The 22217-nt window shown below is 73.3% G+C and carries 17 protein-coding genes; 10 read left to right on the top strand and 7 right to left on the bottom strand.

Annotated features, from left to right (window positions below; genetic code table 11):
• Nucleotides 1–3 precede the first annotated feature (3 nt).
• The 6 genes from WMF31_RS29585 (at nucleotide 4) to WMF31_RS29560 (ending at nucleotide 6348) form a co-directional block, all read left to right on the top strand.
• Nucleotides 4–414, top strand: a complete 411-nt coding sequence (locus tag WMF31_RS29585) for a response regulator (RefSeq protein WP_436605158.1) — start codon at nucleotides 4–6, stop codon at nucleotides 412–414.
• A complete protein-coding gene (locus WMF31_RS29580) occupies nucleotides 411–986 on the top strand; it encodes a YfiR family protein (RefSeq protein ID WP_436605157.1) in 576 nt (191 codons plus the stop codon). Before WMF31_RS29585 ends, WMF31_RS29580 begins: the two co-directional genes overlap by 4 nt.
• 1 nt (nucleotide 987) lies before the next feature.
• Nucleotides 988–3429: a TonB-dependent receptor plug domain-containing protein gene (locus WMF31_RS29575; RefSeq protein ID WP_436605156.1), complete on the top strand. Its 2442-nt coding sequence runs from the start codon at nucleotides 988–990 to the stop codon at nucleotides 3427–3429.
• Nucleotides 3426–3839 (top strand): hypothetical protein, encoded by a 414-nt coding sequence (locus WMF31_RS29570; RefSeq protein ID WP_436605155.1) that lies wholly within the window; start codon nucleotides 3426–3428, stop codon nucleotides 3837–3839. The genes WMF31_RS29575 and WMF31_RS29570 overlap by 4 nt, the downstream gene beginning before the upstream one ends.
• 49 nt (nucleotides 3840–3888) lie before the next feature.
• Nucleotides 3889–5106: a PAS domain-containing protein gene (locus WMF31_RS29565; protein WP_436605154.1), complete on the top strand. Its 1218-nt coding sequence runs from the start codon at nucleotides 3889–3891 to the stop codon at nucleotides 5104–5106.
• A 138-nt stretch (nucleotides 5107–5244) separates the two neighbouring features.
• Nucleotides 5245–6348, top strand: a complete 1104-nt coding sequence (locus WMF31_RS29560) for a substrate-binding domain-containing protein (protein ID WP_436605153.1) — start codon at nucleotides 5245–5247, stop codon at nucleotides 6346–6348.
• A gap of 48 nt (nucleotides 6349–6396) precedes the next feature.
• Here WMF31_RS29560 and WMF31_RS29555 read toward each other — a convergent pair whose 3' ends face one another.
• Entirely contained in the window at nucleotides 6397–7389 is a 993-nt protein-coding gene (locus WMF31_RS29555; RefSeq protein ID WP_436605152.1) for a hypothetical protein, read from the bottom strand.
• Complete coding sequence (locus WMF31_RS29550) at nucleotides 7390–8718, bottom strand: hypothetical protein (protein ID WP_436605151.1); 1329 nt, start codon at nucleotides 8716–8718, stop codon at nucleotides 7390–7392. It lies immediately after the preceding gene.
• 599 nt (nucleotides 8719–9317) lie between these two features.
• Here WMF31_RS29550 and rlmN point away from each other — a divergent pair.
• Complete coding sequence (rlmN, locus tag WMF31_RS29545; RefSeq protein ID WP_436605150.1) at nucleotides 9318–10511, top strand: 23S rRNA (adenine(2503)-C(2))-methyltransferase RlmN; 1194 nt, start codon at nucleotides 9318–9320, stop codon at nucleotides 10509–10511.
• Here the strand turns inward: rlmN and WMF31_RS29540 are convergent.
• Nucleotides 10489–11274 carry a DUF5995 family protein gene (locus WMF31_RS29540; RefSeq protein WP_436605149.1) on the bottom strand — a complete coding sequence of 262 codons (786 nt, stop codon included), beginning with the start codon at nucleotides 11272–11274 and terminating at the stop codon, nucleotides 10489–10491. The genes rlmN and WMF31_RS29540 overlap by 23 nt on opposite strands.
• Nucleotides 11275–11947: 673 nt before the next feature.
• Here WMF31_RS29540 and WMF31_RS29535 point away from each other — a divergent pair.
• The 3 genes from WMF31_RS29535 to WMF31_RS29525 are packed head-to-tail and all read left to right on the top strand — an operon-like array spanning nucleotide 11948 to nucleotide 16903.
• Complete coding sequence (locus tag WMF31_RS29535) at nucleotides 11948–15418, top strand: nitric oxide synthase oxygenase (RefSeq protein WP_436605148.1); 3471 nt, start codon at nucleotides 11948–11950, stop codon at nucleotides 15416–15418.
• The gene (locus WMF31_RS29530; protein WP_436605147.1) at nucleotides 15394–15903 is read left to right on the top strand and encodes a hypothetical protein; all 510 of its coding nucleotides are present in this window, start codon (nucleotides 15394–15396) and stop codon (nucleotides 15901–15903) included. The genes WMF31_RS29535 and WMF31_RS29530 overlap by 25 nt, the downstream gene beginning before the upstream one ends.
• 34 nt (nucleotides 15904–15937) lie before the next feature.
• Nucleotides 15938–16903, top strand: coding sequence for a serine/threonine-protein kinase (locus tag WMF31_RS29525; protein WP_436605146.1), 966 nt, complete (start codon nucleotides 15938–15940; stop codon nucleotides 16901–16903).
• Between the two features lie 81 nt (nucleotides 16904–16984).
• On the opposite strand, the gene WMF31_RS29520 is transcribed toward WMF31_RS29525, so the two are convergent.
• From WMF31_RS29520 to WMF31_RS29505, 4 genes are all read right to left on the bottom strand, one after another.
• Nucleotides 16985–17854: a CVNH domain-containing protein gene (locus WMF31_RS29520; RefSeq protein WP_436605145.1), complete on the bottom strand. Its 870-nt coding sequence runs from the start codon at nucleotides 17852–17854 to the stop codon at nucleotides 16985–16987.
• A 282-nt stretch (nucleotides 17855–18136) separates the two neighbouring features.
• Nucleotides 18137–18952, bottom strand: a complete 816-nt coding sequence (locus WMF31_RS29515) for an SDR family NAD(P)-dependent oxidoreductase (RefSeq protein WP_436605144.1) — start codon at nucleotides 18950–18952, stop codon at nucleotides 18137–18139.
• A gap of 165 nt (nucleotides 18953–19117) precedes the next feature.
• Nucleotides 19118–20908, bottom strand: coding sequence for a glycoside hydrolase family 15 protein (locus WMF31_RS29510; protein ID WP_436605143.1), 1791 nt, complete (start codon nucleotides 20906–20908; stop codon nucleotides 19118–19120).
• Between the two features lie 13 nt (nucleotides 20909–20921).
• Nucleotides 20922–22040 carry a glucose 1-dehydrogenase gene (locus tag WMF31_RS29505; RefSeq protein WP_436605142.1) on the bottom strand — a complete coding sequence of 373 codons (1119 nt, stop codon included), beginning with the start codon at nucleotides 22038–22040 and terminating at the stop codon, nucleotides 20922–20924.
• Between the last annotated feature and the right edge of the window lie 177 nt (nucleotides 22041–22217).

Here is a 22217-nt window from a genome sequence, read left to right as displayed (position 1 = left end):
CCCATGGCCCAGGCCGGACGCATCCTCGTGGTGGACGACAGCGAGATCGTGCTGATGCGGATCCGCGTCGAGCTCTCCAGCGCAGGGTACGACGTCGTCACGACGACGCAGCTCGTCGGCACGGCGCGCCACCTGCGCGGCTGCGATCTCGTGATCATCGACCTGCACATGCCGGGCCTGGATGGCAGCCAGATCGTGAGCTCGCTCCGGTCCGCGGTGCCCGCGGGCGAGGCGCCGCCGCTCTTCTATCTCTACACCACCGACGCCGCGGCGGGGCGGCGGTACGCGGAGCTCGGCTTCGACGGCGTCTTCGGCAAGAAGGGCGACCTCCTCGCGCTCACCCCGCAGGTGCAGGCGGCGCTCCGCCTGCGCAAGCTCTCTCTCATGTCGCGGCCGAAGGAACGCGCGACGTGACGCTCCCCCGGCGCGCCTTCGTGCTCGGTCTGTTCGCCGCGGTCGCGAGCGCCCCGGGGGACACCCTGGCGGAGCCCGCGACGGCGCCGTTCGCCGTGCAAGCGGAGATCGTCACGCGCATCCTGCCCTATGACCGGGGCTTCTGGGACAAGGTGACGGGTCACGTCTCCATCGTGCTGCTCTCGAAGGCGGGCGACGCGGAGTCGGCGAGCGCCGCTCACCAGATGAGGAAGGCGTTGCTCGACATCGGCAAGGTGCGCGAGCGGCCGATCCTGGTGCTCGGCGCCGAGTACTCGACGCCGCTCGAGCTCACCGCGCTGTGCCGCGAGCGCGCGATCAACGTCGTTTATGTCTGTCCGGGCCTGGCGAGGGAGGTCGCCGCGATACGCGGCGCCCTCGCGGGCAGCGGCGTCCTGAGCGTCGCGGCCGTGGAGCCCTATGTCACGCAGGGGATCGTGCTCGGCGTCGACGTGGCGAACGGGAAGCCGCGCATGAGCATCAACCTCGCGCAGGCGCGCGCCCAGCGCGTCGATTTCCCTTCATCCATCCTCAAGCTGGCAAGGATCTATTGACGTGAGCTCGACCCGACTGGCTCTGCTCTGCGCAGCGTCGCTCGCGCTCTGGGTCTCCCCCTCGCGCGAGGCGCGGGCCGACGACGTCGGCGCGCTCCTCGAGATCCTGGAGGAGAGCGTCGTCTCCGGCGCCTCCCGCACCGCCGAGCGCGCGAGCGACGCGCCCGCCATGTCGTCGGTGGTGACGGGCGCGCAGCTCAAGCTCTTCGGCGTGCGGCGCCTCGACGAGGCGCTGAATTTCCTCGCGAGCGGCGCGTTCGCGCACACGCGCATGTCGGCGCCGGAGGTCGGCGCGCGCGGGGTCGCGCTGACCCGTGACGGGAACAGCCACGTGCTGGTCGTGCTCGACGGGATGGTCGTGAACGAGCAGGGCGGCGGGACCGTCTTCCTGCACGACATCCCGATCGACATCGTCGATCACATCGAGGTGATCCTGGGGCCGGGCTCGGTGCTCTACGGCGCGCAGGCGATGCTGGGGGTGATCAACGTCGTCACGAAGAGGGCCGCGGATCTCCCCGGCGTGCGCGCCGCCGTGACGCTCGGCGCGTCGCCGCCGCTCGACGCGTCAGGGGACATCATGGCGCCGGGCGGCCACGGCAGCCTGGGCCGGGACAACTCGGTCTCGCTGAGCTACGGGCGCCGCCTCACGCTGCTCGGGGAGCCCGGCGGCGCGGTCGCGGCCGTCGAGCTCGACGACTTCAAGGGGCCGCACATCCGCTTTCCGAAGCAGGAGATGGCCGCGGGCCCACACAGCGGACCGGCCGTGGATCTCGGCCCGCACGCCGAGCCGGGCACCTGGGGCGGTCCGGTGAAGGAGCAGTGGTTCCGGCGCAAGGTCGGCGGCTACGTGCGCCTCGACGCAGGCGATCTGAGCGCCGCCGCGCGGATGACGCACTCGGACTGGGCCGCTCCGCTCATGGACCTTCACGAGAACCGCGTGGGGGCCTATGACGACGCGCGCAACGTCAACACCCACGCGCTGGCGCTGGCGAGCCTGAGCTATCGCGCCCGCCTCGACGAGAGGATCGAGGGCGAGGCGCGCGGGTACTTCGGGTACAGCCGTCTCCTGCGCTCGCGTTACGTGGTGGGCCATGACGCGCCCGTGCCGGGGGTGCCGCTCGGATCGATCGATCCCGAGCAGTGCCCGGCCGGCCCCACCGGGCCGTGCCGGAAGGAGTCGTTGTTCCTCTCCCGCTGGGTCGGGCTGGAGCTCCAGGGGCGCTTCGACTGGCTGCGCGACGGGACCGTCTCGACGCTCGTGGGGCTCGACGGGCGGCTGCGCACGTCCGCCTACGAGGCCGTGGCGTTCGACGAGCTCACGGGCAAGAGCTATGGCTCCGATCCCGCGCAGACGCGCTGGCACGGCGGCGGCCATCGCGTCGAGGACGAGGTCGCGCTGGGCGCCTACGTGCAGCAGACGATCCGCCCCATCCCGTCCCTCGCGCTCAACGCGGGGGTCCGGATCGACCTCGACTCGCGCATCCCGCTCGATTACGTCGCCAACGCGGTCTCGCCGCGCGCCGCGTTGATCGTGACGCCGGACGATCGGGTCTCGCTCAAGCTCATCTACTCGAGGGCGTTCCGCGCGCCGAGCTTCGTCGAGCTCTATTACGTGAGCGGCAGGCTCCTCCCGAGCCCGGACGGCCTCGAGCCGGAGAACGTCTCGTCCTTGGAGGCGGTCGCGTCGTTCCGCTCCGGCGCGCACGCCTTCACGGCGGCGGGGTTCGCCTCGGACTGGCAGCACGTCATCGAGCTTCAGATGCTGAAAGCCCGCGCGCCCAGCGTCTCCCGGTACAACAACGTGCCCGGGATCAGGAACTATGGAACGAACGTCGGATACGAGACGAGCTTCCTCGAGCGACGGCTTCGGCTCGGCATGAACGCCACGTTCGCCCTGACGCGCCGGCGCATGTCGGAGCCGCAGATCGTCCGCAACGCGCGGTTCGGCACCGGCGAGGACGTCCCCGTCACCGTCGCTCCGCAGGTGTACGGCAACGCGCGCATCTCCTACGAGGTCGGCGCCGGCGCCGTCTCGCTCGCGGCCGCCTACATGGGCCGTCGGATCGCCGACCAGGCATATTACGGGGGCGACCCGTCGAACCTCGACCCGCGCCCCGAGGCGCCGCCGCAGCTCGAGCTCCGCGCGGCGCTGACGGGCGCGATACCCGGGGTGGAGGGCGCTGGCTACACGATCGGCGGGCAGTACGCGCTCTCGGCCCATGAGCCGTTCGTCGTCGGGCCGAACCAGGGGCATCCACGCTACCTCGTGGAGGAGGGCCCCTCCGCGAGCCTCGCGCTGGTCAATCGGCTCACGATCTTCGCGGGGATCGAGGTCCATCTCGACGATGCGCCAGAGGCGAGCGGCGCCGGCGCGGCGGCCCGCGCTCCCAGTCCATCGAGCGGCCGGCAGATCGGGCGCGCCGGCGGCGAGGCATTCCAATGAGACAAGCGATCCTTCAATCGCTCCTCGCGAGCGTCCCGGGGCTCGTGGCATGCGGCTGCATCGAGGTGGGCCACCCTGCGGAGGTGGGCTGCATCGTCCCCGCTTACGCCAACGAGCCTGCCTGTCTCCCGGCGGGCGGCTCGGCTCACTCGAGCGGAGCCACGTCGGGCGGCGGCAACCCCGGGGGCGGCGGGGAGGATGTGTCCGGCTCCGGCGGGGCCGACGGCTCCGGTGCAGCCGGCGGCGCGGGCGGCAGCGGCGGCGAGGGGGGGGTTGGCGGCGCGGGCGGCAGCGGCGGCGAGGGGGGGTTTGGCGGCGCGGGCGGCAGCGGCGGCGAGGGGGGGGTTGGCGGCGCGGGCGGCAGCGGCGGCGAGGGGGGTTTTGGCGGCGCGGGCGGCAGCGGGCGGTGAGGGGAGCCGGCATGAGGGAAGGACGTGCGAGGATGGAGGACGTGCGGGGATGATGGACACCAGGGCCACGCAAGAGCAGGACCCGAACGGCTCACGCGCCCAGCGGATGCTCGACGCTGTGTCGGCGATCGCGTGTGTCGTGGATATCGAGGAGAGGCGGCTCACCGCGCACAACGCCGCGCTCGCCCGCGCGCTCGGCTGCGCGCGTGAGGATCTGTCCGCGCGCGGACTCGCGGTGGTCTCCGAGCGCATCCACCCCGATGACGTCGCCCGCCTCATCACGCGCGCGGCGGGGCTCAAGGCGGCGCGCGAGGGCGAGGTGGTCGAGTGCGAGCTGCGGGCGCGCGGGCGCGACGGCGACGAGCGCACCTTCGCGGTCCGCGCCGAGCTCTTCGCCCGGAGCGAGGAGGGATGCGCGCGCGAGATCCTCTTCACCGCCGAGGACGTGACCGAGCGACGGCGCCGCGAGCAGCGCCTCCGCCGGAGCGAGACGCTGCTCGCGGCGTTCTGCAGCCGCGCGCCCGTCCTGATGTATGCGAAGGACCGGGCCGGAGCGTTCTTCCTGGCGAGCCGCTCGCTGGAAGAGCTGCTCGGGGCGGCCCCGGGCAGCTTGCTCGGAAAGACCGATCGCGATCTGTTTCCGCCTGAGGTCGCGTCCATTTACGGCGACGTCGACAACGTGGTTCGCCAGCGGGGCGTCCCGCTCGAGGCCGAGGAGACCGTGCCGCTCCCCCGGGGGGAGAGGACGTTTTTCTCGATCAAGTTCCCGGTCGGGGGCGACGGGATCCCGGAGGGCTCGATCGCCGGGATCTCCGTCGACATCACGGGGGTCAAGGCGGCAGAGCGCGAGCGGGAAGCGGCGCGGGACGAGCTCATCGCGGCGCAGCAGGACACGATCCGGGAGCTCGTGACGCCGCTCCTGCCGATCGCCGAGGGGGTGCTCGTCATGCCGCTCATCGGCTTCGTGGACGATTCGCGGGCGGACCGCATCCTGGAGGCGCTGCTCCACGGCGTGGAGCAGCACGCGGCCCACATCGCGATCATCGATATCACGGGCGTGAAATCGGTCGACGTGCAGGTCGCGGAGATGCTCGTGGAGGCCGCGCGGGCGGCGGGGCTGCTCGGGGCCAAGGTCGTGCTCACCGGCATCCAGCCGGCGATCGCGCGGACATTGATCGAGCTCGGCGTCGACCTGCAGGGCGTGGTCACCGCGGGGACGCTGCGGGGCGGCATCGCCTACGCGCTGAGCCATCGAGGCCATTGGTAGGCCCTCGGACGCCCGCGGCCGTTTGACCCTCTCCGGATCGGGGGCGAGGAGACCGGGAGGGGATGGCAGCATGGTTGAGTGCGTCGCTCGCCTCGTCGCGATGATCGGTGTCAATGGATTCGAAGGAGGAGGGGACTCATGCGTTATCGAGCCGTCTCGGGGTCAATCATTCTGGCGACCGGCGTGCTCGCCTGCGGCGGGGACGAAGTCAAAGCGGTGGATCCGGTGGCCATCGCCTACATCACGCACAGCGAGTGCAATCGGTTCCACGACCTGGCCCGCGCGGGCGCCAGGCAGGCGAGGACGGAGCTCCTGGCCACGAGCGAACGGCCGGTCGAGGTGACGATCCTGGAGCCGGAGTGTCTGGAGCTGGCGGACGACGGGACCACGGGCTCCGACGACCCCTGCTTCGCGTCCCGGCCGCAGATGAAGGTGCTGCAGGAGGCCATCGACCGCAAGGTGGACGCGATCGTCATCGATGTCTTCGACGGGGTCTGCGAGCGCGATCTCATCGACCAGGCGGTGGACGCCGGCGTCAAGGTCGTCACGTACGGCGGCGACGCCCCGGCGAGCAAGCGCCATACCTACTACGGCATGGACAACAGGGCCGCTGCCGCGTTCCTCATGGATGCGCTCGCGACCCTCAACGGGAAGACCGGCAAGATCGCCCTGCAGACGATGATGGAGGACGATGGCGAGGGCGTCTATTCCCCCACGCCGGCGGGCACGTTCGTGGACCGGCTCGCCGGGTTCTCCGACGCGCTGAAGAAGTATCCGGACATGACGAACGTCGCGACCCTCCCGTGCCTCTGCTGCGACTACAAGGATCCTTTCTGCACGCAGCAGGCGGAGGCGGCCCTGCAGGACGATCCCGAGATCACAGGCTTCTTCTTCTCGTACAGCAAGCTGCTCGGCGAGCCGGACCTCGCGGCCAATGCGCCGCTGTTCACCGAGCGGGCGAAGGAGAAGAAGATCCACTCGGTGGCCTTCGACGCGCTCCCGGAGTACTTCGATCGCATGCGCGCCGGGTATGTCGACGTGCTCCTCGGCCAGAAGGTGTTCGGCTGGGGCTACGACACCGTCCTGCTCGCGTACGACATGGTCACCATCCACCGGCAGGTGAGCGATTTCACCGATGCTGGATGGTACGTCGTCTGTCCGAACAACCTGGACGAGTTCGAGCGCAACACCCGGGCGATGGATTACCGGACTCCCCTGCCGGAGTGCAGCTTGCTCCCGTGACCCGGGGCCGCCTCGCGTGGCGGGCCGGCAAGACCTGGTGGCGCGGCCCTACCGCCGCCCCCGGCTCCGCTTGCGCGTCCCCTGGACGATGCGCGACGGGTCGCGCGGCGGCGGCGCCGTGGCGGCCAGCGCGTCGGCGAGCCGGGCGGTCTCCGCGTCGGAGAACGAGCCCTTCCGGAGCGCGGCGATCGCCTGCCCCACCACCTCGCGCGACTCGGGCCGCTCCACCCGCGTCTTCTCCTCGAGCCAGCGCACCACCTCGGGGAAGCGGCCCGAAAGCGTCGCGATCTGCGCGGGCATGTCCCGCCGCAGCAGGCGCAGCCCCTGCAGCCGCTCGTCGGCCCGCGGCGAGCGGTCGGCCAGCGCGAACGCCTCCTCCAGGCGCTCGACCACCTCCGCGCCCGTCCCGAGCCGGGTGAGCAGCGTGCGCTCCGCCAGCGCCTCCAGCGCGGCGTGCGCCTGCAGGTAGCCGTCGGTCCAGGTCGACAGCTCCCCGACCATCGCGTCGCCGCGCGCCGCGATGACCGTGCGGAGCGCCGCGACCACGCCGTCGCGCACGAGGCGCCGCGGGTCCTCGGCGAGCTGCTCGAGCTCCTCCAGCGGATCGAACGCGCCGCGCGCCCGCCGCGGGCGCCCCGCGCGCGCCGCGCCGCCCGCGCTCTCCTGTCGCCCCGCCTGCCCCGCCCGCCCGGCCAGCGCCGCGAGCGCCTGCGCCGCGACGATGAGGGCGTACTCCTCGGCGCTCGAGCAGAGCGCGCGCACGAGCCGCTCCGCCCGCGCGCCGCGGTCGGCGATCGCCCCGCCCACCGCCCGTGCGAGATCCAGGTTCACGCGCGGCAACGGCGCGTTCGGGCCGAGGTCCGGGCCGGGCGCGCGCCCCCCGCCGCGCCGGGCGGGCAGCCCGGAGCTGCGATCCAGCAGCGCGAGCAGCTCGTCCGGATCGCCGAGCTCCACGGCGCGCTCGATCGCCGCGTCGATCTTCGGGTTGCGCAGCGCGCCCGGGGGCGTCGCGCCCCGGCGCTGATCCGACGTGTCGGTCATTCAGAACCCCAGGGAAAGACCGACCTCCGGGGAGAGGACGGCGGTGACGGCAGGAAAGGTGATGCCCGCGCGGAGCGCGAGGTTCAGCGAGAGCGCCTCGATCGGCGCATAGGCAACGCCCGCGCCCACCGACGCGAACCCCTGGCCCGCCTGCCGCGTCGCGGCGAGCGTCTGCTGCCGGGCCTCGACCCGTCCGCTCCGCCCCGGTCGGGTGCACGGGCTCTCGATGTCGGCAGGGTCGGCCCCGCACGCCCCGGCGTCCTCGAGGACGCCGACGTCGACCTCGGCGTCGACCTGCGCGACGCCCACGGCCGCGAGCGCGAACGGGCGGACGCCGAGCCGCGCGAAGGGGCGCGCCGCCAGGAAGTACTGCGCGCGCGCCTCGAGGTGCAGCGGCAGGAACGAGGCGCCGCCGTCCGTCGTGCCGCCCGCGGCGAAGCCGATCCGGGCGCCGACCGTGAGGTTGTCGAGCACCAGCCGGTCGTAGGCGAGCGCGATGCGGAGCGTCGCGAGCGCGAACCCGAGCTTCACGTCGTTCGCGACGTCCGGCGTGGGGGTGCCGTCGTACCGGGTCCGGTCGCCGCGCAGGCAGACGAAGTGGTTGTCCGCCTGCGACGCGACCGTGCACACGTCCCGGCCCGAGAGCAGGGCGACGTCCGGGGAGAAGGAGAGGGACACCCAGCTCCTCCGGACCTCGGGCGCGGCCTTCTTCTCGACCCGCTGGACGCACGCGCCGCCGACGCACGCGAACCCGCGGCTGCACTGGCGGTCGTCGAGGCACTGCCGCGGCCGCTCCTGTTCCTGCACCGGGGCCGCGCCTGCCGCCGCGGGCGCTCCGGTCGCCGCGGGCGCGCCGGCCGCCGCGGGCGCGCCGGCCGCCGCGGGCGCGCCGGCGCCGACCACGGCGCGCGCCTGCTCGAACGCAAACGTGACCTCCGGGGTCGCGAAATCCGGGTCGAGCTGCGCCGACGGGTCGACGCGGAGCGCGTCCGCGAACGCGTCGCGCGCGTCCCCCAGCTCCTTTCTGCCCTGAGCGAGCACGGACCCGAGCGCGACGAACAGCCGCGCCTTGACCGCCGGCGAGCACCCCGCCTCGCCGCAGGCGTCGATGGCCGCCCGGAGCCTGCGCTCTGCCTGGTCGAAGCGCGTCTCGAGGTAGTCGGTCCCCAGCGCCACGGTCAGGGCCGCCTCCGCCTGCGCATCCCCGGGCCGCCCCTGCGCGGCCGCCTCGCCGGCGGCGAGCCACCCCGAGAGGCTCCCCGCAACGAGCGCCAGCAGCGCGCGCCGCGCGCGCCTCGCCGGGGGAGCGGAGCCGTTGCCTGCGGACATCGGCGCGCAACGTATCCCACCGGGGAGGCCGTGAGCTCCACAAAAACTCGACGGCGCACCGCCCCGTTCACCCGGGCCGGGCCGTCACCCCGGCCCGCCGCCCCCCGCCTCGAGATCCTCGAAGCCCACAGGGGGCGAGCCGGTAATCCACAGGTTGTGCCCAGCTTGTGGAAACCCCACACGGGTGCCCTGGCACCGCCTCGATGCCCGACTCTCCTCCTATTTGCGCGGGCGGCAACCCCTCCGCGCCCCGCCGCTGGCCGCACGACCAGACCCGGGCATGGAGGCACCACCACGCCGATTCCATCGATGTTCTGCGATAGGGCACTCCGCGGCCCAGCGCGCCGCAGAACTTCCGGGCGCTAAACTCCCTCCTTCGGCCCCGGTCCGCAACCCAAAAATCACCGGATCGAGCCGGGTTTGCGACTCCACAGGGTTGTCCACAGCTTGGCCACGCGATCTCCGGAGAGCCCTCTCCGGCGCCCCGTCCGAGCGCGCTTCGGTTGACTCCCACGCTCGTTCCTGCCGGGCGGATGCCGGCGTGGGGGCGGCCGTCGCTTGGCCGCGCGGCGGGGGGCGCGGCGTGCTAGCTGGTGCGCATGCGCCTGCCGGAAATGCCCGAGGAGATCGCGCCGGCCCCCCTCGCCGGTGACCCGCCGGCGCGGGCGCAGGTCGGCGCGCGCTCGCTGACCCCGAGGAGCGCGCGCGCCGGCGCGCGGCTCGCCGACCACGACGCCGCCTCGCTCGCGGAGCTCCTCCGCAGGGCCGGCGGAACCGCGTCCGCGGCGCGCGCGGTGGCCGCCAAGGTGGTGCGCCATGCGTTCGGCGCGGACCCGGGCGCCCCGGAGCCCCCCTGGGACGCCGGCGCGCTCGCCGCGCTGGGCGTCGGGGCGTGGGCGCACGAGGCGCTGCTCGCGCTCGACCCCGCCGCCTCGCTCGAGGTCGCCGAGCGCGCGCCCTCCGCCGACGACACGCTCCGGCTCGTCCTGCGCGCGCGCGACGGCGCGCTCATCGAGTCGGTGCTCATCCCGGGGCCCGCCCGCACCACGCTGTGCGTCTCGAGCCAGGTCGGCTGCGCCAGGGCGTGCGCGTTCTGCGAGACCGGGCGGCTCGGCCTCGCGCGGCAGCTCGCCGCCGGCGAGATCGTCGATCAGGTCCGGATCGCGCGCGCCATCGCGGCGGAGCGCGGCGGCGCGCCGCTCCGGAACCTCGTCTTCATGGGCATGGGCGAGCCGTTCGACAACCTCGGAGAGGTCCTGAAGGCGATCCGGCTGCTCACCGACCCGCGGGCGTTCCGGTTCGCGCCGTCGCACGTGACCGTGAGCACCGTCGGCGTGGCGGACAAGATCGCGCCGTTCTTCCGCGAGGCGCGCGCGGAGCTCGCCGTCAGCCTCAACGCCCCGGACGACGCCCGCCGGCAGGCGATCATGCCGGTGAACGCCCGCTTCTCGATGGCGGCGCTGAAGGAGGCGCTCGCGCGATCGCTGCCGTCCGGCCGGCGGGTGCTGTTCGAGTACGTGCTGTTCGACCGCTACAACGACGCCCCGGAGGACGCCGATCTCCTCGCGGCGTACGTCGCCGGGCTCCGGTGCCGGGTGAACGTCATCCCCTGCAACCCCGGCCCCGATCCGGCGCTCCGCCCGCCGTCCGCGGAGCGGCTCGACGCCTTCGTGGCGCGGCTGTCCGGCCACGGCGTGACCACGCTGGTGCGGCGGCCGCGCGGCCGGGACGTGGGCGGCGCCTGCGGGCAGCTCGCGGGGATGGCCCGCCTCAGGCTGCCAGCGCCAGCCTGAGGGCGGCCCCCCGGAAGAGCGGCTCGCCGGCGCGGAGCGCCCCGTTGCCCATGGAGAGCGTCCGCGCGATCTTCCCCGAGCGCCGGTTCATCCGGGCGAGCACCGCCCGCCGGTCCGCCTCGCCCCGGGCCGCGAGCAAGGAGAGCAGGTCGCCCCAGACCCGGTCGCGCCAGCCCCGGAGCAGGAAGAGCGCCACGCTCGAGACCGTGCGCTGCACGTCCCGGGTCACCGTCGCGATCCGGGCGAGCGGGCAGCCGTGGCGCTCGCGCAGGATCTCGAAGATTTCCGGCATCGCCGCCGCGAGAACATCGTTCACAAGATCATGGTCGTGGCGGTAGCGGCGGAGAAGCCGGGCGTCCTGCGCTGCGCCGTGCTGAACGATGTTCCGGTAGAGCCCGAGGGCCAGGTCGTAGTTGATGTGCGCGTTGATGCCGAGCAGGGCGTGCACCGCGGCCGCGGTCCCCTGCGTGCCATTGCACTGGAACGCGACATCCCACGCCTCGATGCCCGTCGTGCGCCCCTCCAGCGACGCCGCGAGCGCCTCCAGGTAGTACTCGCAGAAGATCCCGGCCAGGCGCGAGATCCACGCCGGTTCGAGGAACCGCCCATCCCGGCCATCGACCACCGCCTCCTTCACGCGACGCGTGATGACGGCGTAGACCTCGGGAAACACCGCCCGCGGATCGTTCCTCTCGCGCAACCGGGCCGCGACCGTCTCGAGCGCGGCGAGCGCTTCGACGACGTCCGACGGCCTCCGGGGCACGCCCTGCAAGACGGCGTGACGCGCGGACGATGCCGCTGGACTCTGCGCGATCCACGACCGCGCTTGCTTGCTCCTCGTGGCCAGGGGGCGATCCGAAGTAAGGGTGTTCATGGCTGCGCGGAGCGAGCGAATTCAAGGATCGTGCCCGTATGTCCGGTTCGCAGTCGACCCCAGCCCTGCGACGGACACGGGACACCGAAGCGCCGAGCCCGCGCGTGCGCATCCGGCGCCCGTGCGCCCGTCTGCCCTCCCGGGCAGCCAGAAATTCTCGGCAGATCCAGCGCAAAACGCACGCTCGAACCGGACCGTGACCCGGGTGACCACCCCGGCCGACCGCCGCCGCGCACCGGCCGAGCGAGGGAGAGGGTGGTGCATTCGAGTCCATCTCCCGACATCGTGAGAGCAACGGCCAGCGCGCCAAACTGCCCCATGGGGCAGTTTGTTACGCGCGGACGGCTCGCCTCGACGCAGAATGCGGGACGTCCCGATTTTCAGCGCGCGCGAGCTCGGCCTGTCCGTGCGGGTTGGTGAGCTGGGACCCAGCGCCTGTGTGGATTTTCGGCTCACCGAGCGATGTGCCGTATCCTGGCTGGCGCGGCCTCTGCGCTCCGTCGATCGGCGCGCGGGGGGCGGGCCTTCCGGACCGCACCACCTTGTCCCACCGCCGAGCACCATGCGCTTCCTCAAGATCGTCTGTTCCGAGCCGAGCAACGAGCTGGCCTCTTTCCTCCAGGCCTTGCCGATCGAGCCCGCGGAGCCCGCCGCGGCGCTCGTGCTGAGCGTCGCGGATCTCGCCTATCCCACCGTGGCCGCGCGGACCTTCGTCGCAACGGCCCGGGAGGTGGGCGCATCGCAGCTGCTCTGGGTGGCGCCGTATTTCCCGCCGTCGAGCCGGCTCGGGCGACAGCTCCTCGAGGCTGTGGCGCTGGTGCGCGCGTCCTTCGGCAAGGTGACGGCCGTGTGGCACGGCGCGTTGCTCAGCGCGCTCCACCTCGTCCGCGACGACATCCGGCTCCGGCGCACGCTGCCGCTGCCCCTCGGCGACAGGGCGCTGCCCTGGGTGGCGCCCGCCGACGTGGCCCGCGCGGCGCTCCGCGCGATGGAGACGCCCGGCGTCGAGCCGCCCGTCGTCTGCGGCCCCGAGGACCGCACGGGGGCGCAGGTGGCGAGCGCGCTCTCCCGCGCGATCCGGGCGAGCCTCGCGGGCGCGCGCTTCGCCCGGCGGCGGTTCGAGGAGCTCGATCGCGATCGCAGCCAGGCGCTCAGCACGGACGAGCTCCTGCCCTACCTCACCGGCCTCGGGTTCGTGTCCGACGAGGCGCGGGCGATCCTCGCGGCCGCGGACGTGAACCGGGACGGGACGCTCGATTTCGAGGAGTTCACCGCCGGCGTGGGGGAGCGGCTCGACACCCTGGTCCAGCAGCTGCTCCGCGAGGACCCGTTCGCCGTGCGGTACGTCGACGCGCCGGCCGACCGGGTCGCGGAGGCGATGGTCCAGGCGGGCCTGCGCAGGGCGGCGGCCGAGGCGCTGCTCGAGGGGTGGGCGAGCCTCGCGGGCGAGGGGATCCCCGCGGACGCGCGCGGGGCCGAGGAGGCCTGGCTCGGGCTGCCGCCCGCGAGCGTCGAGGCGTGGGCCGAGCGGCACGCGCTCGACTTCGTGAGCGTCCACCTGCTGCCCGGGCAGGGGCTGCTGTGCCGGAGCGAGGGGACGTTCGACGAGGGCGCCGGGGCGCCGGCCCTCTCGGGCAAGGCCGCGGCGATCTCGAAGGTGGTCGACGGGAAGACCGGCCGGATCCTGGCGCTCTTCCGCGCGCTCGACGGGAGCGGCGTCGCGGCGCGGTGGCTCGATGCGCCGCTCGCGGACGTGCGCCGGGTGTCGTGCGGCGACCCGGAGAAGCGCCGCGCGCTGCTCCTGTCGAACGGCGAGATCGCGGGGCTCGCGGTGGAGGGCGCGTGGCAGGGCCTCCCGTCGGCGATGCGGCTCCTGATGGCGCGCGCCCCGCTGCCGGGCTGGCAGCTCACCGCGTTCCGGGAGCTCGGGGAGCTCACGCTGGAGCGGGCGGCCGCCGTGGGCGAGCCGGGCGAGGTCGTGTGCAACTGCGCCGGCGTCACGCGCGGGCAGATCGCGGGCCTGATCGAGGCCGGGTGCGCGACCCCGGCCGAGCTGTCGGAGCGGACGCGGGCGGGCCAGATCTGCGGCGGGTGCGCCCCGGCGATCGACGAGATGTTCGGCGCGCCGGGCCTCTCGCAGGCCGAGGTGAAGGGCGCGCGGGAGCTCTGCCCCGGGATCTTCCAGCTCCGGCTCGCGCCCGTCGGCGGCGCGCCGGCCGCGTCCGTGCCCGGACAGCACGTGCTCGTGCAGGGGTACCTGGACCGGCGCTGGGTGGCGCGCGCGTACACGCTCTCGGCGCCGGTGCGCGCGGGCGGGGACTACGAGCTCACGGTCAAGCGCGAGGAGCTCGGCGTGTTCTCGCGCTGGCTGTGCGAGCGCGCGGCGGCCTCGCTGCTGCGGGCCTCCTCGCCGCGCGGCGGCTTCGTCCTGCCGGCGCCGCCGGTCCGCCGGGTGGTGTTCCTCGCGGGCGGGATCGGGGTCACGCCGGCGATGGCGATGCTGCGGGCGCTCGACGGGGAGCGCGGCCCGGACGCGCGCCGCTTCACCCTGGACTGGTCGGCGCCGCGCGCCGCGGGGTTCGCCTGCTTCGAGGACGAGCTGCGCGCGATCGCCGGCCGCACGCCCGGCGTCGCCTTCCGGCTGCGCGAGACGCGGACCCAGGGGCGGATCTCGCGGGAAGAGGTGGCCGAGCGGTACCCGTACGAGCCCGGCGCGCGGGCGCTCGTCTGCGGGCCGGAGGGGTTCATGAGCGCCGTGCGCGAGCACCTCGGCGCGGCGGGGTGGCCGGAGGACGCGATCCAGCGGGAGCTGTTCACCTCGAACGTCGACCCCGGGGGGGCGATCCGGCCGATGCCGCTCCGGCGGGGCGGCGGCGCGGTCCGGGCGGCCGGCGGGGTCTGCCCGGTCGAGCACGGGTCGTACCGCCTGAAGCCCGCGGCGCCGGAGGCGGTCCGGACCGAGGCCGAGGCGTTCCTGCGGCAGTGTTATGCGGAGCTCGGGGTGCCGTCCGCGTTCGAGGAGCGGTGGCAGGAGGTGCGGGCGAGCCTGGACGCGCGCGGGACCTACACGCACCTCGTCGACGAGCTCACGTACGGGGCGCGGCTCGCGTGGCGCAACAGCACGCGCTGCATCGGGCGGTTCTTCTGGTCGACGCTCCACGTGCGCGATCTGCGCCACCTGGAGACGGAGGAGGAGATCTTCCAGGCGCTGCTCGAGCACCTCGAGCTGGCGACGAACGGCGGCGACATCCGGGCGATGATGACGGTGTTCCGGCCGGGGGAGCCGCGGATCCGCATCTGGAACGGGCAGCTCATCCGCTATGCGGGCTACCGGCTCCCGGACGGGGGCATCCTCGGCGATCCGGCGAACGTGGAGCTCACGGACCAGGCCCTGGCGCTGGGCTGGCCGGGCGGGGAGCGGACGCGCTTCGATCTGCTGCCGCTCATCGTGCAGATCGGCGATCGCCCGCCGCGGTGGTTCGAGCTGCCGCGGGAGCGGGTGCTCGAGGTGCCGATCGTCCACCCGCGGCATGGGTGGTTCGCGGAGCTCGGCCTGAAGTGGCACGCGCTGCCGGCGGTGTCGAACATGGCGTTCGACGTCGGCGGGGTGCAGTACACGGCGGCGCCGTTCAACGGCTTCTACATGGGGACGGAGATCGGGGCGCGCAACCTGAGCGACGAGGCGCGGTACGACCAGCTCCCGCTCATCGCGGACCGGCTCGGGCTGGACCGGTCGCGCAGCGACACGCTGTGGAAGGACGCCGCGCTCGTGGAGCTGAACGCGGCGGTCCTGCACTCGTTCCGGCAGGCGAAGGTGCGCATGATGGATCACCACACGCTGTCGGACTACTTCAAGAAGTTCGAGGAGCAGGAGCGGCAGTGCGGGCGTCCGGTCTATGCGGACTGGATCTGGATCGTCCCGCCGATGTCGGCGTCGACGATGGCGGTGTTCCACACGGACATGGAGAACCGGATCCTCAAGCCGAACTACCTCTATCAGGACGATCCGTGGAAGGCGCCGAAGGGGTCGTGAGGGCCCCACGCTGCCGGCAGGACACCGGCAGGCCGGCGGCGCGCAGCGGGGCGCCGCCGCCGCCGCCCGCCTTGACGGGCGCGCCGCGACCAGGGATCCTCGCAGGCATGCGCTTCGCCGCGTTCGGGTTGGTCCTGCTGCTCGCGGGCAATGCGTGGGCCGAGCCGGCCGAGCCAGCGGCGAAGGCTCCCCCCGTCGACACCACCCGGCGCGACGTGGGGACCGGCCTCACCGTGGGGGGGCTGGTCGTCGGCTCCGTCGGAGCAGGCCTGTATTTCCTCACCCGATCGAGCGGCGAGGACGACGCGTGTGGTTGCGCGTCCCGTTCATGGGTGTTTCCCACCGTGCTCATGGGCCTCGGAGGCGTCATGGCCGTCACGGGGGTGCCGCTCTGGGTCACGGGGCAGATCCACCTCGATCACGCGAAGACGCGGGCTCAGTTGCAGATTGGTCCGCTCGGCGGGAGCGTCCGGCTGCTGTTCTGAGCCGTGGGGCGCCGTGGTACACTCGGCCGGCTCGATGGATGACGAGGAACTGGCGGCGCAGCGCATCGGCACGCGGATCGGCACCTGGACGGTGGAGCGCGTGCTCGGGGGCGGCGGCATGGCGAGCGTCTTCCTCGGCCGGCGCCCGGACGGGCAGGTCGCGGCGCTCAAGGTCCTCCATCCTTCGCTGAGCCAGATCGAGGAGCTCCGGAAGCGGTTCCTCCGCGAGGGCCCGATCGGCAGCGCCCTCGCCGCCGTCGGCCCGCTCTGCGAGGGGCTGCCGCTCGTGCTCGAGTCGGGCGTCGCGGACGACGGCGCTGCCTACCTGGCGATGGAGGTGCTCGACGGCGAGACGGCCTTCGACCGCATGGCGCGGACGGGGATGCTCCCTGTCGGCGAGGCCCTGGCGCTGGCCGAGCGGGTCCTCGACGTGCTGGTCGTGGCGCACGCGCACGGCGTGGTGCACCGGGACATCAAGCCCGAGAACCTGCACATCGGGACCGACGGGCGCGTGAAGGTGCTCGATTTCGGCATCGCCCGCGTGCTCGATCCCCTCCCGTTCGGCATGGGGGAGCTGCCGGAGAAGACGGCGACGAAGACGGGCGTGGCGCTCGGCACGAGCGAGTACATGGCGCCCGAGCAGGCGATGGGCATGGTCCGCGAGATCGACGGGCGGACCGACCTGTTCGGCCTGGGCGCGACCCTGTTCCGGCTGCTCTCCGGCCGCGCGATCCACGGCGATCTCGCCGACGCGCGCCTGCTCATCGCCGCGGCCACGGAGCAGGCGCCGCCGCTCGATGCGCACGCGCCGGAGGTGCCGTCCGAGGTGTGCGACGTCGTGGATCGGGCCCTGTCGTTCCACAAGGCCGAGCGTTACCCCGACGCGGCGACGATGCGCGCGGACGTGCGCGCGGTCCGGGCGGGCCGCCTGCCGCCGTACGTGGTCGCGGTGGCCGAAGGGCGGATCCAGCCGGGCGCCCGCCTTCAATCCTCCCGCTGAGGGCTGCGGCCCCGCAGAGGGCTCTCGCCCTGCGGCAGGCGCTTGCCCCGCCGAGGGAGCCCTCCGCGGGCGCTGCCCGACTCAGCGGTTGGGCTGGGGGTCGGCGCAGCGGAGCCTGCCGTCGTCGTTCTCGATGTCTCCTCTGCACGACCAGTACTGCTGAAGATACGTCTCGTGAAGACGCCCTCGTCGGTCCTGGCATGTCGCGAACAGCGTGCCGCGGTCGGTCCGGATGTCCCTGCACGTGCTGCGGTAAGAGCCCTCCGGCGCCCGGTCGTCGGGTCGGTCGTCGGGCCGGCGCTCGGCGCAGCGGAGCCTGCCATCGTCGTTCTCGATGTCTCCTCTGCACATCCTGTAGTCTTCGAGGTGCGTCGCGCGGAAGCGCCCTCCTCGGTCCATGCACTCCGCGTACAGCGTGCCGCGGTCGGTCCGGATGTCCCTGCACGTGCTGCGGTAAGAGCCCTCCGGGGCCCGGTCGTCGGGTCGGTCGTCGGGCCGGCGCTCAACGCAGCGGAGCCTGCCGTCGTCGTTCTCGATGTCTCCTCGGCACAACCAGTACTGCTGCAGGTACGTCTCGTGATGACGCCCTCGTCGGTCCTGGCACGTCGCGAACAGCGTGCCGCGGTCGGTCCGGATGTTCCAGCACGTCCTGCGGTAAGAGCCTTCCGGCGCCCGGTCGCCGGGCCGGTGGTCGGCGCAGCGGAGCATGCCGTTGTCGTTCTCGATGTCTCCTCTGCACAACCAGTACTGTTGAAGATACGTCTCGTGAAGACGCCCTCGTCGGTCCTGGCATGTCGCGAACAGCGTTCCACGGTCGATCCGGATGTTCCAGCATGTCCTGCGGTAGGAGCCTTCCGGCACGCGCCCCTGGGCTTGTGCCTGCTCGCCGCTGAGCAGCACGGTCGGCAGTGAGAGCGCGCCGAGGACCAGCGCGAGCAGCGTCGTCTTCATGATTCCCCCCTGGCGCATCGCCCCGCGGCGCGACGCCGTGATGTACACCTGGGGCGGGCGTCCGGGAGGTGCAATCCCGCTGGAACGCGGGCGATCTGGAACAAGAAGGCAAGACGGACGCGTTGGGCTCCAGCACGAGCCCACGCGCGCGGATGCCTGGTCGCGCGGAGAGGTCGGGATGTGGTGGCGCGGCCTCGAGAGGGGGGCGGGTCGATCCAGGACCTGCGCGGAGGGCGTCGGAAGGCCGCGCGGGGAGGTCGGGTCTCTCCTCCTCGAGCCTTGCTACGACCCGCTGCCGGCGCTGCGGCTCAGCACGTCCAAGTAGCTGTGCAGCCCGCGGATGTGGTTCCCGCCGTCGACCAGGATCGACTCCCCGGTGACCCAGCGGGCGTCCTCGCTGCAGAGGAAGGAGACCACGGGCGCCACGTCGTCGGTCTCGCCGATGCGCCCGAGGGGCGTGCGCTGGATGAACTCCTCGGCAGCGGGCCCCCTCGTGAGCCCGACGGCATCGGCGAGCGGCGTGCGGATGAGCCCCGGCGCGACCACGTTGACCCGGATGCCGTGGCGCCCGAGCTCGGAGGCGGCGACCTTGGTGATCTGACCGAGTCCCGCCTTGGCGGCGCAGTAATGCGAGAGCCCGTCGGTCGCCGCCACCTGGTTCAGCGAGGAGATGTTGACGAAGGCGCCCGGCTTGCCCGCGGCGATGAGCTCGCGCGCGACCGCCTTCATGAAGAGAAAAGGCCCCTTCAGGTCGACGGCGAGCACATGATCGAAGTCCTCCTCCGGCATGTCCACCAGCGACGAGAGCGTCGCGGTGCCGGCGTTGTTCACGAGGATGCCGGGCAGCCCGAACGCGGCCTTCGCCGCCTCCACGCCGCGCGCCACGTCCTCGGCGCGGGACACGTCCCCCGCGAACGCGAGCGCCCGCGTCCGCCCCTCCGTGGCTCGATTCAAGGTCTCCGCCGCCGCCTCGACCTTCGCCGCCGTCCGGCCGAAGAGCAGCACGTTCGCGCCGTCGCGAAGCAAGCGCGCCGCGATCCCGAGCCCGATCCCCTGTCCGCCTCCGGTCACGATAGCGCTGTTCGAGATAAGGTTCATTCAAGCCTCCAGACGCGCAGGATACAGGATCGGTGCGCAGGAAGTCGCCACCTTCACCCGGCAGCGCGGCGGTCCCCGTCCGCGATATCCAGAGGAAAAATTCACCATGGCGAGAGGGAGAGTCCATTGACGGATGCTTGCTGCGGGCCCCCGCCCGCGGGCCGCCTACGGGTGCTGCCGGTCCTCGGCGGGGCCGCCGGCGTGGTCGAGGTTGCGCGCCGTGTTGATCAGCCCGACGTGCGAGAACGCCTGGGGGAAGTTGCCCACCAGCCGGCCCGCGCGCGGGTCGTACTCCTCGGAGAGCAGCCCCACGTCGTTCCGCAGCGCGAGGAGCCGCTCGAACAGCGCCCGCGCCTCGTCGAGCCGCCCCTGGAGGGCCAGGTTGTCCGCCAGCCAGAACGAGCAGAGCAGGAACGCGCCCTCGCCGGGCGGGAGCCCGTCGACGCCGGAGTGCGTCGGGTAGCGCTCCACGAACCCGTCGCGGCCGAGGCGCGCCTGGATCGCCGCCACCGTGCCGAGGATGCGCGGATCGGTCGCGGGGAGGAAGCCCACGAGCGGCAGCGTCAGCAGGCTCGCGTCCACGTCCGTGGCGCCGTAGTACTGCACGAAGCTGTTCAGCCCCGGGTCGAAGCCCCGCGCGCAGACCTCGGCGTGGATCTCGTCGCGCAGCCGCCGCCACGTGGCCGCGTCGCCCGGGACCCCGAAGCGCTCGACCGCCCTCACCGCCCGGTCCATGGCCACCCAGGCCATCACCTTGGAGTGGGTGAAGTGGCGGCGCGGCCCGCGGATCTCCCAGATCCCCTCGTCGGGCTCGCGCCACGCCGTCTCGAGGAAGCCCATCACCGCCCGCTGCACCCGCCAGGCCTCGTCGCTGCGGGTGATCCCGGAGCGACGGGCGAGGTGGAGCGCGTCCATCAGCTCGCCGTAGATGTCGAGCTGGTGCTGGACGTACGCGGCGTTGCCGATCCGCACCGGCGCCGCGCCCTCGTAGCCCGGCAGCCAGTCGAGCGTGTGCTCGGTGAGGCGGCGCTCGCCCGAGAGGCCGTACATGATCTGCAGCTTCGCGGGTTCGCCGGCCACGGAGTTGACCAGCCAGGCGCGGAACGCCTTCGCCTCGTCGAGGTAGCCGCCGTTCATCAGCGCGTAGAGCGTGAAGGTCGCGTCGCGCAGCCAGCAGTAGCGGTAATCCCAGTTGCGCACGCCCCCGAGCTGCTCGGGCAGCGAGGTGGTCGGCGCCGCGACGATCCCGCCGGTGGGCGCGTAGGTGAGCGCCTTGAGCGTGATGAGCGAGCGCAGGACGTCCTCGCGAAAGGCGCCGTCGTAGGTGCAGCGGCCCGACCAGGCGCGCCACCAGGCCGCGGTGGCGTCGAGCTCGCGCGCCGGGTCGAGCGCGACGGGCACCGGCGCATACGTGGGCGACCAGGTGAGCGCGAACGGCACCCGGTCGCCGGCGCCGACGGTGAGCTCCGCGACCGTCCGCAGATCCTCGCCGTGCACCGGGACGGGCGTGTGCAAAAAGAGCGTGTCGGGCCCGGCCGTGGCCCGGATGCCGTCGGGCGTGCGCTGGACCCACGGCACCACCCAGCCGTAGTCGAAGCGGATGACCAGCTCCATGCGCAGGGGCACGACGCCCCGCCGGCCGACGACGAGGCGCATCACGTCGGGGGCGGCGTCGCGCGCCGGCATCCAGTCGATGACGGAGACCACGCCGCGCTCGGTCTCGTGCTCGGTCTCGAGGATCAGCGTGCCGGGCCAGTAGCGACGGCGCACGCTGCGCGTCGGCTCGACCGGCGCGATCTGCCAGCGACCGTGCTCGGGGGTGCCGAGCAGCGCCGCGAAGCAGGCGCCCGAGTCGAACCGCGGGAAGCAGAGCCAGTCGATCGAGCCATCGCAGGCCACGAGGGCCCCGGTCTGGCAATCGCCGATGAGCGCGTACTCCTCGATCCGGGAAGGCATGGGGCGGCTCCTCTCAGCGGGCGTGCGGTGACGGGGATTGCGGCGGCGGCGAGCGCGGCGGCGGCGAGCGCGGCGGCGCGGGGGACGGCGGCGACAGCTCGATCACGGCCTTCACGTCCTCCGGTCCGCGGTCGATCGCCTCGCGCCAGCGCTCCAGGGGGGCGCGCCGGGTGATCAGCCGCTCGAGCCACGCGGGGTCGGCCTGCGCGAGGGCGCGGACGGCCGCCTCGTAGTGGCGGCGGTTGGCGTTCACCGTGCCGAAGACCACGTCGTTCTCGAGCACGAAACCCCGGTTGATGGCCGCGAAGTTGGCCTCGAGGAGCCGCTTTCCCGACGAGATGCCGGTGAGGCAGACGACGCCCCCCGGCGAGGTGGAGCGCATCGCGTCGAAGACGAGCTGGCCGACGCCGGTGCACTCCAGGATGATGTCGGCCCCGGGACAGGCCTCGCTCACCTCGCCGGCGTGGTAGGCGGCGCCGAGGTCGCGGACGAGCTGCGGCTTCGGGCCATGGATCACGCGGTCGAGCACGTGGACCGCGAGGCCGCGCTGGACGCCCAGGAGGGCCGCGAGCAGGCCGATCGGCCCGGCGCCGGTGACGAGCACGCTGCGGGGGAACCAGGCCGCGCGCCGTCCGATCCGCTCGATCTGCTCCCAGGCCTTGGCGACCACGCTGGCCGGCTCGACCAGCACCCCGATGCGGTCGAGCTCGGGCGGGAGCTTGACCAGGAACTCGGGCTCGACGCGGACGCGCTCGGCGCAGAAGCCGTGGAGCGCCTTGATGCCGTGCTCGGTGTAACGTCCGTTGCGGCACATGTCCCATTCGCCGGCGGCGCAGCACGCGCACGGCACGGGATCGGGGCGGCGCACGATCCCCACCACGAGGTCGCCCGCCGCAACCCCGGCGCCGGGCGGCGCCTCGAGCACGCGTCCGAGCGACTCGTGGCCCAGCACGAGCCGCTCCTCGCCCGGGGGCGCCGCGCCGTACTGCCCCTCGACGACCTCGCGGTCGGTGCCGCACACGCCGACCGCCAGCACCTCGACCAGCGCCGATCCCGCGGCCGCGTCGGGCTCGGCGATCTCCTCGAGCCGGGCCGAGCCGGGGACGCCGGGGTGCACGGTCAACGCGCGCATCCCGTCGCTCCGGTCAGGGCAGGTGCCCGCCGCGGGGCGACCGCGGCGCGCGAGGAGGGCGGGGAGGCCGCGCGCCGGTCGAGCGCTGCGGTTGCCTGAGCGGAGCGTCCGGGACGGTGAATGGATCGTCCTGCGGACTCGGGCGTGAGCGTCCTCCTTCCACCTTCCGCCATTTTT

The organism is Sorangium sp. So ce1036 (assembly GCF_051369805.1).
In the GTDB taxonomy this organism is placed as follows: domain Bacteria; phylum Myxococcota_A; class Polyangia; order Polyangiales; family Polyangiaceae; genus Sorangium; species Sorangium cellulosum_F.
The sequence above is the reverse complement of the archived record's forward strand: the minus strand, read 5'-3'. Positions and strand labels throughout refer to the sequence as shown.